General features: G+C 59.7%; 17 protein-coding genes and 1 pseudogene. 1 reads left to right on the top strand and 17 read right to left on the bottom strand.

The features are described 5' to 3' along the window. Nucleotides 1-47 precede the first annotated feature (47 nt). The 4 genes from ptsP to ABS45_RS09610 form a co-directional block, all read right to left on the bottom strand. Entirely contained in the window at nucleotides 48-1,778 is a 1,731-nt protein-coding gene (ptsP, locus tag ABS45_RS09595; RefSeq protein ID WP_291555265.1) for a phosphoenolpyruvate--protein phosphotransferase, read from the bottom strand. A 79-nt stretch (nucleotides 1,779-1,857) separates the two neighbouring features. Beyond that, nucleotides 1,858-2,127 carry an HPr family phosphocarrier protein gene (locus tag ABS45_RS09600; protein ID WP_291555266.1) on the bottom strand — a complete coding sequence of 90 codons (270 nt, stop codon included), beginning with the start codon at nucleotides 2,125-2,127 and terminating at the stop codon, nucleotides 1,858-1,860. A 5-nt stretch (nucleotides 2,128-2,132) separates the two neighbouring features. Next, a complete protein-coding gene (locus tag ABS45_RS09605) occupies nucleotides 2,133-2,540 on the bottom strand; it encodes a PTS fructose transporter subunit IIA (RefSeq protein WP_291555267.1) in 408 nt (135 codons plus the stop codon). A 90-nt stretch (nucleotides 2,541-2,630) separates the two neighbouring features. Beyond that, nucleotides 2,631-3,218: a hypothetical protein gene (locus tag ABS45_RS09610; protein WP_291555268.1), complete on the bottom strand. Its 588-nt coding sequence runs from the start codon at nucleotides 3,216-3,218 to the stop codon at nucleotides 2,631-2,633. Between the two features lie 75 nt (nucleotides 3,219-3,293). On the opposite strand from ABS45_RS09610, the gene ABS45_RS09615 reads away from it, so the two are divergent. Continuing rightward, a complete protein-coding gene (locus ABS45_RS09615) occupies nucleotides 3,294-3,785 on the top strand; it encodes a GNAT family N-acetyltransferase (RefSeq protein ID WP_291555269.1) in 492 nt (163 codons plus the stop codon). Nucleotides 3,786-3,812: 27 nt separating this feature from the next. Here the strand turns inward: ABS45_RS09615 and ABS45_RS09620 are convergent, their stop codons facing one another. The 13 genes and pseudogenes from ABS45_RS09620 to ABS45_RS09680 form a co-directional block, all read right to left on the bottom strand. Beyond that, nucleotides 3,813-4,319 carry a peroxiredoxin gene (locus ABS45_RS09620; RefSeq protein ID WP_291555270.1) on the bottom strand — a complete coding sequence of 169 codons (507 nt, stop codon included), beginning with the start codon at nucleotides 4,317-4,319 and terminating at the stop codon, nucleotides 3,813-3,815. A 110-nt stretch (nucleotides 4,320-4,429) separates the two neighbouring features. Continuing rightward, a complete protein-coding gene (gene rpsQ / locus ABS45_RS09625) occupies nucleotides 4,430-4,699 on the bottom strand; it encodes a 30S ribosomal protein S17 (protein ID WP_291555271.1) in 270 nt (89 codons plus the stop codon). A gap of 12 nt (nucleotides 4,700-4,711) precedes the next feature. Next, the gene (gene rpmC / locus ABS45_RS09630) at nucleotides 4,712-4,909 is read right to left on the bottom strand and encodes a 50S ribosomal protein L29 (RefSeq protein WP_291555272.1); all 198 of its coding nucleotides are present in this window, start codon (nucleotides 4,907-4,909) and stop codon (nucleotides 4,712-4,714) included. Between the two features lie 15 nt (nucleotides 4,910-4,924). After that, entirely contained in the window at nucleotides 4,925-5,341 is a 417-nt protein-coding gene (gene rplP / locus ABS45_RS09635; protein ID WP_291555273.1) for a 50S ribosomal protein L16, read from the bottom strand. A 2-nt stretch (nucleotides 5,342-5,343) separates the two neighbouring features. Then, a complete protein-coding gene (rpsC, locus tag ABS45_RS09640) occupies nucleotides 5,344-6,213 on the bottom strand; it encodes a 30S ribosomal protein S3 (RefSeq protein ID WP_291555274.1) in 870 nt (289 codons plus the stop codon). A gap of 16 nt (nucleotides 6,214-6,229) precedes the next feature. Further along, nucleotides 6,230-6,562, bottom strand: a complete 333-nt coding sequence (gene rplV, locus ABS45_RS09645; RefSeq protein WP_291555275.1) for a 50S ribosomal protein L22 — start codon at nucleotides 6,560-6,562, stop codon at nucleotides 6,230-6,232. A 9-nt stretch (nucleotides 6,563-6,571) separates the two neighbouring features. After that, nucleotides 6,572-6,850: a 30S ribosomal protein S19 gene (rpsS, locus tag ABS45_RS09650; RefSeq protein ID WP_024540038.1), complete on the bottom strand. Its 279-nt coding sequence runs from the start codon at nucleotides 6,848-6,850 to the stop codon at nucleotides 6,572-6,574. A 10-nt stretch (nucleotides 6,851-6,860) separates the two neighbouring features. Further along, nucleotides 6,861-7,685, bottom strand: a complete 825-nt coding sequence (gene rplB, locus ABS45_RS09655) for a 50S ribosomal protein L2 (RefSeq protein ID WP_291555276.1) — start codon at nucleotides 7,683-7,685, stop codon at nucleotides 6,861-6,863. A gap of 2 nt (nucleotides 7,686-7,687) precedes the next feature. After that, nucleotides 7,688-8,002 (bottom strand): 50S ribosomal protein L23, encoded by a 315-nt coding sequence (gene rplW, locus ABS45_RS09660; protein WP_291555277.1) that lies wholly within the window; start codon nucleotides 8,000-8,002, stop codon nucleotides 7,688-7,690. Next, nucleotides 7,999-8,619, bottom strand: coding sequence for a 50S ribosomal protein L4 (gene rplD / locus ABS45_RS09665; RefSeq protein WP_291555278.1), 621 nt, complete (start codon nucleotides 8,617-8,619; stop codon nucleotides 7,999-8,001). Before rplD ends, rplW begins: the two co-directional genes overlap by 4 nt. Further along, a complete protein-coding gene (rplC, locus tag ABS45_RS09670) occupies nucleotides 8,619-9,293 on the bottom strand; it encodes a 50S ribosomal protein L3 (protein ID WP_291555279.1) in 675 nt (224 codons plus the stop codon). The genes rplD and rplC overlap by 1 nt, the downstream gene beginning before the upstream one ends. A gap of 222 nt (nucleotides 9,294-9,515) precedes the next feature. Continuing rightward, the gene (rpsJ, locus tag ABS45_RS09675) at nucleotides 9,516-9,827 is read right to left on the bottom strand and encodes a 30S ribosomal protein S10 (RefSeq protein ID WP_005796953.1); all 312 of its coding nucleotides are present in this window, start codon (nucleotides 9,825-9,827) and stop codon (nucleotides 9,516-9,518) included. A gap of 25 nt (nucleotides 9,828-9,852) precedes the next feature. Next, nucleotides 9,853-9,951: pseudogene (locus tag ABS45_RS09680) on the bottom strand (elongation factor Tu); the annotation flags it as partial.

Below are 9,951 nucleotides of genomic sequence, written 5' to 3' on the forward strand. Positions count from 1 at the left end.
CGAATGAAATTCATCTCTAGCGCCCGTGCATAGTGCGTAGAACACTATCAATTGTGGAGTTTTGGCGACCCCGAATTCCAGACAGACCTGGGTGTCGGCGATCGCACCACTTGGTCTGCCCACGCTTTCAAACCGGCCGCGTCACTCTGCAGAATTTGCTGCTTGACGCGCGGAATGGATGTTGGCTGCATCGAAAAATGACGCAAACCCATTCCGAGCAGCAAGCGCGTGAGGGACGCATCTCCTGCCATTTCGCCACAGAGACTCACTTCCTTGCCACATTGCTCTCCTGCGGTCAGCACCATCGCAATCAGCCTCAACACGGCCGGATGCAGTGGGTCATACAGATGAGCCACGGTTTCGTCGCTGCGGTCGATGGCCAGTGTGTACTGGATCAGATCGTTCGTTCCGATGGAGAGAAAATCAAACTGCTGCAGGAAGTCTTCAACCAGCAATGCGGCAGCAGGCACCTCCACCATCGCGCCCAGGCGTACCGTGCCTGCCAGCATGCCTTGAGCCGCCAATTCGTCACGTGCCAGATCGACCTGGGCGCAGGCTTGACGCGCTTCGTCCAGGTTGCCCATCATGGGAAAGAGCACGCCCACAGGCCCATGGACAGCCGCCCGCAGCAAGGCTCGCAACTGCGTGCGGAACATCGGCAAGTCCGAGAGGCTCCAGCGTATCGCCCTGAGCCCCAACGCAGGATTGACTCCAGGCCGTATGCCATCCAATGGCTTGTCTGCGCCGACGTCTATCGTGCGGATAGTCACCGGCAGACCTTTCATCCCCTCCACGACCGCACGGTAGGCCGCATACTGCTCCTCTTCGCCCGGCAAATCACTGCCACGCCCCATGAACAGAAACTCTGTTCGGAAGAGCCCGACACCCGCGGCTCCTGCGTGCATCGCTGCCGCCACGTCCTGAGGGCTTTCAATGTTCGCCAACAACTGCACCGCCTGGCCATCGCGCGTGGATGCGGGCACCACAGCCAGGTACTTCAGCCCTTCGGCATGGCGCGCCAGCTCCAATTGCCGAGCCTGATACTGCGCACGCACCTGCGCCGGCGGATCGATCAGCACCAGCCCGGCATCGCCATCCAGAATGATCCACGCATCAGGCGGCACCAGCTCGCTTGCACCGCGTGCCGCCACCACGGCAGGAATGCCCATGCTTCGAGCCACGATGGCCGTATGACTGGTCGCCGCGCCGACATCGGTCACAAACCCCGCAAACGCTCCTTCCCGATATCGCAACATGTCGGCCGGTGACAAATCGTGTGCCACGAGAATGCGCGGGGCATCGTCGTTCGATCCTGGGCGCGCCATCGACGTCAGGGGCAATCCCCCCAAGTGGTGCAACAAGCGGTCGACGACCTGGTGCAGATCACCCTTGCGTTCGCGCAGATAGGCGTCTGACATGGCATCGAACTGGCGCGCAAACAGATCCATCTGCGTCGTCAACGCCCACTCGGCGTTGTAGTGATGCTGCGTGATCCAGACAGTGACTGCATCCTGCAACGCCTCATCCTGAAGCAGCTGCAAATGAACATCAATCATGGCTGCGAGCTCGGCTGGAACGTCGCGCGGCATGGTCCGCAGCAGTCCTTGCAGTTCCTGCGCCAATGCGTCGCGCGCCTGCCCCAGCCGCTTCAATTCCTCTGGCACTTCGTCGTCAGATATCTGACGGCGCGGCACACCCGAACTCTTGCTTTGCACCACCACGGCTCGCCCTTGCGCAATGCCTTGCGCAACAGCCAGACCGTGGAGATACGATGTCATGACTGGGATGGCTACGGTGTTGTTGAGCGCCGCACGCCGCGGACGCTGCAACGTCCAGATAGCGCAGGGAGCCGATAGGTCACTCACCCTCTCCAAATTTGTCGGCAATCAATGCAAGCAGCGCCTGCATCGCCATCTCCTCCTGTTTCCCATCGGTTTCGATTTCGACCTCCGTGCCCATGCCCGCGGCCAGCATCATCACGCCCATGATGCTCTTCGCATTGACGCGGCGTTCACCGCGGCGCATCCAGACCTGGCAATCAAATCCGCTCGCCAGCTTGGTCAATTTTGCAGAGGCCCGCGCGTGCAGACCGAGGCGATTGACGATGGTGGTGGTGGTCTTGAGCATCGCTACTACCGGCCTCGGCACTCCAGCATCGCCTGAAGTTCAACCACCCCCTGCTGGCCTCCAAGCCTTGCTCTCTCGACCAGGCTTGCTATGGGTTCTTCACGGTACGTGATCGCACGCAGCACCATCGGAAGATTGACACCGGCAAGCAGCCTGACATGGTCGTCGCCAGTCAGGCTCTGCGCCACATTGCAAGGTGTTGCTCCGACGACATCCGACAGCACGAGCGTCTGCTGCGCACCAGAGCGTTGCAAAAGAGTGTGCGCTGCCTCGCACATCTGCTGAGGCTGCGCATCCGGTGCGATATCCAGCGCCAAAACGGCTGCATCACACTCGGGAAACACATGCAACGCGCACGCACGCAAGGCGCTCGCCAGTGGCGCGTGGGCTATGAGCAGCAAGCAGGTTTTCATCGACTCTCGCGGGTGGGCGCCAGATTATCGCTGCTGTTCCTGGTGGAGACACCACAGCGCATCGGCCAAGCAAGATACCAGCATGTCACCCTATGGAAGGAGTTTGAGGCTGCCAAACATCGTCTCGGCAGCTTCAGCGCCTTCCGATGGGCCCAACGCTAAGGCGTGGTACACCCGAACTCGAGCAGCATCTGCCTTTCGCACGAACCAAACGGCCTGGGCATGAACCGGCTTTCCATCGACCCCCATGCCCTGCAATGCAAGGCGAACCGACAATGGAATATCGACTGCGCCGGCAGGCACAAAACGCGCACTCGTGACCGTCGCTTGGGGGCCTGCGCTCGCGCGCACCGACGCTTGCCATTGCGTGAGCACTGGAGCGACCTGACGCTCATCCATCAGATCCATGTACGAGACGGCAAAGAGAAATCCATCCACCTTGCACCCGGTAACCGCCAGAGCCACCTCTGGCCCGGCCCAATCCACCGCCCGCTTCGCTGACTCGGGCTTGCACGGCAACAATACCTCCAGCATCGCGCCGGATGGCGTCACCGTTCGCCAGTTCAAGCGAGGACTGCAACCCAGCAGCGCACCGAGCACCAGCCATACCAAGAGCCACTTGCTCGTTGAGAAGGCGGTTGACGCAATCGTACTGCGCTGTCCCAGCATCATTGGCATGTTTGCAAATTCCTCACCGCATCGGGCCTCGTTACACTTGCGTTCACCACGTACCACTCCTCAGTCACCCCTTGCATGGATCGCCCCGCCATCGCGTTATTCAATGCCACGCACCCTGACCAGATCGACATGGTGCGCGAACTTTTCAGCGAATACGCGCTTTCTCTCGATGTGGACTTGACGTTGCAGGGCCTGCAACAGGAACTGCAGCAACTGCCCGGCGACTACAGGGCGCCCCGGGGCTGCCTGTTGCTTGCCCATGTGGAAGGCGAAACAGCAGGCTGCTGTGCCTTGCGCCCGCTGGATGATTGCGATTACCCCAATGCCGCAGAAATGAAACGCTTGTATGTGCGCAAAGCGTTTCGCGGATTCGGGCTGGGCAAGGTGCTTGCTGAAGCCATTCTGGAGCAGGCGCGGCGCCTGAGTTACAGCACGGTGCTTCTGGACACGCTGGACGACATGGAAGCCGCGCGCGCACTCTACAACGAGCTTGGCTTTACCGAAATTCCACCGTACTACCACAGCCCCTACGCTGGCGCCCACTATCTCAAAGTCGATATCCGGTGATGGCTCGCCAGCTCGGACAAGATCGCATCAGCGCGTGATCTGGGCAAGCAGCGTGTCGGCGCCGCTGACTTCAAACTTGCCCGGTCCCTCGACATTGAGTCGCTCAACCTTCCCGTTTCGTACCAGCATCGAGTAACGTTCCGAACGCAGGCCAAGCCCCTTGCCGTTCAGATCAAGCGTCAGGCCGGCAGCCTTTGCGAACGCCGCGTCACCATCGGCGAGCATGCGCACCTTTCCGTTGGTATGCTGATCGCGCCCCCAGGCGCCCATGACGAAGGCATCATTGACGGACAGGCACCAGATTTCGTCGACTCCCGCCGCACGCAGTGCATCAGCCTGTTGCACGTAACCGGGCAGATGCTGATTGGAACAGGTTGGCGTGAATGCGCCAGGTACGGCAAAGAGCGCAATCGTCTTGCCTGCCGCAGCCTGCCGGACATCCACGGGGTTGGGCCCGACACTGCAACCATTGCCCGCCTCCTCGACATACTCCGCGAGTACAACCGCCGGCAATTGATCCCCGATCTTGATCATTCCAATCTCCAGTACGTGTCTGCGAGCAACCCCCATGGCAACCCAGCGAGACACAAAAAAATGGCCCACGCATTGTGGGCCATTTTTTGCATTGGCGCAGGCGCCAGCTGTTACACCAGCACCGCTTTCTGAACCAGGCGTGTGACGACCCAGTTCTTGGTCTTGGAAAGCGGGCGGCTTTCTGCGATCTCGACGGTATCGCCCAGCTTGAATTGACCGTTTTCGTCGTGCGCGTGGAATTTGCTGGAACGAATCACGATCTTGTCGTAGATCGGGTGTTTCACGCTGCGCTCTACCAGTACCGTCACGGTCTTCGCGCGCTTGTCGCTGACCACCTTGCCAATCAAGGTGCGCTTGAGGGATGTCTTTGCTTCCGTCATGTTCGCTCCTGGTTACTTGGCGGCCTGCTTTTCAGCAAGAATGGTTTTGGCACGGGCGATATCGCGGCGAGTGCTTTTGAGCGTCCCCGTGTTGCCCAGTTGTTGCGTGGCCTTTTGCATGCGCAGACCAAAGTGTGCCTTCTGCAGGCTCTTGACTTCTTCCTTCAGCGCAGCTTCGTCCTTCTGGCGCAAATCAGCAGCTTTCGTCATTTCGATTCTCCTGCGTTACGCGCCAATGTGGCGAGAGACAAATGCCGTACGGAGCGGCAACTTGGCAGCGGCCAGGCGAAAGGCCTCGCGCGCCAGCTCTTCCGGTACACCAACAATCTCAAAGACCATCTTGCCGGGCTGAATTTCCGCCACGTAGTACTCAGGATTGCCCTTGCCGTTACCCATACGAACTTCGGCAGGTTTGGTGGAAATAGGCTTGTCGGGGAACACACGGATCCAGATCCGGCCACCACGCTTCACGTGGCGCGAAATCGCACGGCGCGCAGCCTCGATCTGACGGGCCGTCAAACGGCCACGGTCGGTGCACTTGAGACCGAAATCGCCGAACGACACCGCGTTGCCACGCGTGGCAACGCCGGTATTGCGTCCCTTTTGCTCCTTGCGGTATTTGCGGCGAGCAGGTTGCAGCATGTTTATTCTCCTTTGCCGTCCGCCGCTGCGGCAGCGGGCGCGTCTTTGCGAACGCGCTTAACGGGGGTTTCAGCGCCAGACGCGCCTTCGGGTTTGTCGCTACCGTCGACCGGAGCGGTATTGGTGCCACCGGCACGACGCGGGCCACGGCTGTCACGGCGACCATCACCACGGCCATCACGGCGCGGACCCCGCGGACGGCGCTCGTCTTCACGCGGCGTTTCGGCCACGGGAAGGTCGTTGCGTCCCAGTGTGTCGCCCTTGTACACCCAGACCTTGACGCCAATCGCGCCATAGGTGGTGTGGGCCTCGGACGTACCGTAATCGATATCGGCGCGCAGGGTATGCAGAGGCACACGGCCTTCGCGATACCACTCTGTACGGGCAATTTCAATGCCGTTCAGACGACCCGCCGACATGATCTTGATGCCCTGAGCCCCAAGACGCATGGCGTTCTGCATTGCGCGCTTCATCGCACGGCGGAACTGAATGCGCTTTTCCAGCTGCTGGGTGATGGAGTCGGCAATCAGCTTGGCATCGATTTCCGGCTTGCGCACCTCTTCGATGTTGACGGCCACGGGCACGCCAAGCAGATTTGCAAGTTCCTTCTTCAGGTTCTCGATGTCCTCGCCCTTCTTGCCAATCACCACACCCGGACGGCCCGAATAAATCGTGATGCGCGCATTCTTCGCGGGGCGTTCAATCAGCACGCGCGAAACCGCGGCGTTCTTCAGCTTGGTACGCAGAAACTCGCGCACTTTGATGTCTTCCGCCAGCTTGCCAGCGAAGTCACGATTGCTGGCGTACCAGCGGCTGGCCCAGTTGCGGCTGACCGCCAGACGGAAGCCGGTAGGATGAATTTTCTGTCCCATGGTATTCCTCTCGCCCTCAGTTGCCCACGGTCACGAAAATGTGACACGTCGGTTTGCTGATGCGGTTGCCGCGGCCCTTGGCGCGCGCCGTGAAACGCTTGAGCGTGGTGCCTTGCTCGACGTAGATGGTCTTGACCTTCAACTCGTCGATGTCGGCACCATCGTTGTGCTCAGCGTTGGCGATCGCCGATTCCAGCACTTTCTTGACGATGCCGGCGGCCTTCTTTTGCGTGAACGTCAGGATGTTGAGAGCCTGGTCCACCTTCTTGCCGCGAATGAGATCCGCGACCAGGCGACCCTTGTCCACGGACAAGCGGACGCCCCGCAGGACTGCACGTGTTTCAGACATGGTCGTTCCTTATTTTTTCTGGACTTTTTTGTCCGCCGGATGGCCCTTGAACGTACGCGTCAAGGCGAACTCACCCAGCTTGTGGCCCACCATCTGGTCGGTGATATAGACCGGCACATGTTGCTTGCCGTTGTGTACGGCAATCGTGAGGCCGATGAACTCAGGCAGCACCATCGAGCGGCGCGACCAGGTTTTGACGGGCTTCTTGTCCTTGGTGGCTACGGCCTTCTCGGCCTTGGCCAGCAGGTGATGGTCAACGAACGGACCCTTTTTGATGGAGCGAGACATTGGCTACCCCTTACTTCTTGCGACGCGACACGATCATCGTCTGTGTGCGCTTGTTGTTGCGGGTGCGATAGCCCTTGGTCAGGTTGCCCCACGGATCGACCGGATGGCGACCTTCGCCCGTCTTGCCCTCGCCACCGCCCTGAGGGTGGTCAATCGGGTTCATCGCAACGCCACGCACCGTCGGGCGGATGCCCATCCAGCGCTTGACACCGGCCTTGCCGAGCTGACGCAGGCTGTGCTCTTCATTGGCGACTTCGCCAATGGTGGCACGGCATTCGACGTGAATTTTGCGCACTTCGCCCGAACGCATGCGCACCTGGGCATAGACGCCTTCGCGCGCCAACAGCGTGGCTGACGTCCCGGCTGAACGCGCAATCTGCGCACCCTTGCCGGGTTTGAGCTCGATGCAATGGATGGTCGAACCCACCGGAATGTTGCGGATCGGGAGCGTGTTACCGACGCGGATCGGCGACTCGGAACCACTCACCACGGTAGCGCCGACTTCAATGTTGCGCGGCGCAATGATGTAGCGGCGTTCGCCATCGGCATAGCAGACCAGAGCGATGTGCGCGGAACGATTCGGGTCGTACTCGATGCGCTCGACCTTGGCCGGAATGCCGTCCTTGCTGCGCACGAAGTCGACCACGCGGTAGTGGTGCTTGTGACCACCGCCCTTGTGGCGAATGGTGATGCAACCACGGTTGTTGCGACCAGCCTTCTGGAATTGCGGCTCCAGCAAAGGCGCATAGCCTTCACCCTTGTGCAGGTGGTCGCGCGAGATCTTGACCGCGCCACGTTGGCCCGGCGTATTCGGTTTGATTTTGATGACAGCCATGATTACGCCGCCTCCCCGGACAGGTTCAGATCCTGGCCTTCCTTGAGCTGCACATAGGCCTTGCGCACGTTGTCGCGCCGACCTGTCGTTTTGCCAAAGCGCTTGACCTTGCCCTTGGTGTTGACGACCGACACACCAGTCACCTCCACTTTGAACAGCAATTCCACTGCCGCCTTGATCTCCGGCTTGGTGGCACTCTGCAGCACCTTGAACGTCACGACATTGGACTTCTCGGACACCATCGTTGCCTTCTCGGACACCACCGGTGCCACGAGCACTTGCATCAGACGGCCTTCATCGAATTGGGGCGTGCTCATGCAAACATCTCCTTGAGCTGATCGATGGCACCCTTGGTGACGAGCACCTTCTTGTAGTGCACCAACGAGACCGGGTCGGCGTAGCGCGGCTCGACGACAAACACGTTCTTCAGATTGCGCGAAGCGAGGTAGAGATTTTCATCAACCTCTTCCGCAATCACCATCACCGAATCCAGATTCATGGCCTTGAAACGCCCGGCCAGCGCCTTGGTTTTGGGCGATTCCACCTTGAGCGAATCAACCACCGCCAGACGGCCTTCGCGCGCCAGTTGCGAGAAGATGGACGCCATGCCGGCGCGGTACATCTTCTTGTTGATCTTCTGAGTGAAGTTTTCTTCCGGCAGATTCGGGAAGATGCGACCACCCCCACGCCAAAGCGGGGAGGACGTCATACCGGCACGCGCATTGCCCGTGCCCTTTTGCTTGAACGGCTTCTTCGTCGAGTGACGCACCTGCTGGCGGTCTTTTTGCGCACGGGTGCCCTGGCGGCCATTGGCACGATAGGCAACAACGATCTGATGAATCAGATCTTCGTTGTACTGACGATCAAACACGGTCTCAGGCACATCCACCTTGGATGCTGCCTGACCTTGATCATTGAGGAGCTCGAGCTGCATCAGTTCACTCCTTTGGAAACGGGCGCCTTGACGGCAGGACGCACCGTGACGAAGCCCCCTTTGGAGCCCGGGACGGCACCCTTGATGAGCAACAGCTGGCGCGCCTCATCAATACGAACCAAGTCGAGGTTCTGCGTAGTGACGGTCTCATCACCCATGTGACCCGTCATCTTTTTCCCCGGAAACACGCGACCAGGGTCTTGCGCCATGGAAATAGAACCCGGCACGTTGTGCGAACGGCTATTGCCATGCGACGCACGCTGCGAACTGAAATTGTGGCGCTTGATGGTGCCGGCGTAGCCCTTGCCGATCGAAGTGCCCTGCACGTCGACCTTCTGACCAACCGCAAACACATCGCTGACAGGCACCGAATTGCCGGCAGCGTATTTGCCAGCGGTATCTTGCGTTACACGGAATTCACGGATGATTTGACCGGCCTGCACACCCGCCTTGGCAAGGTGTCCAGCCTGCGGCTTGGTGACACGCGAAGCCTTGCGTGTACCGTAAGTGACCTGCAAGGCCACATAGCCATCATTTTCCTGGGTCTTTATCTGGGTGACCCGGTTGCCAGAAACGTCAAGCACCGTGACGGGAATGGATTCCCCATCATCGGTGAACAGGCGCATCATGCCAACCTTGCGGCCCAGCAACCCCAAAGAGTTACTCAGACTCATATTATTTCTCCAAAACTTCCACCGCCTCAACTGCAATTGGTCAAGACGTTTGCCCTGCACCGCCCTTGTGCGAACGATGCAGGTGTGTGAAAGAAGGTTGTTCGAACTTCACGCGCCCGAATTCTCGGCTTCGCGCGAAGCTTTTGATTCTATAACAACAACTCACTGCAAGCAAGTTGCACGGCGTACCACGGGCGCATCGACCCGCAGCACACAGCGCAATCACTGCAGCTTGATTTCCACATCGACGCCCGCCGGCAGGTCCAGCTTCATCAGCGCGTCCACCGTCTTGTCGGTCGGGTCAACGATGTCCATCAAGCGCTGGTGCGTGCGGATTTCCAGCTGGTCACGGCTCGTCTTGTTGACGTGCGGCGAACGCAGGATATCGAAACGCTTCATGCGCGTCGGCAGGGGCACGGGACCCTTGACGATGGCGCCGGTGCGCTTGGCGGTATCGACGATCTCGGCAGCCGACTGGTCGATCAGTTTGTAGTCAAACGCCTTCAGGCGGATACGAATTTTTTGCTTGGACATGAATAATCCTCAGTGATCCCAAGAATTACTCAATGACCTTGGCCACAACCCCGGCGCCGACGGTACGCCCGCCTTCGCGGATGGCGAAGCGCAGCCCTTCTTCCATGGCGATGGGGTGGATCAG

The organism is Comamonas sp. SCN 65-56 (assembly GCF_001724135.1).
GTDB lineage: Bacteria > Pseudomonadota > Gammaproteobacteria > Burkholderiales > Burkholderiaceae_C > Comamonas_C.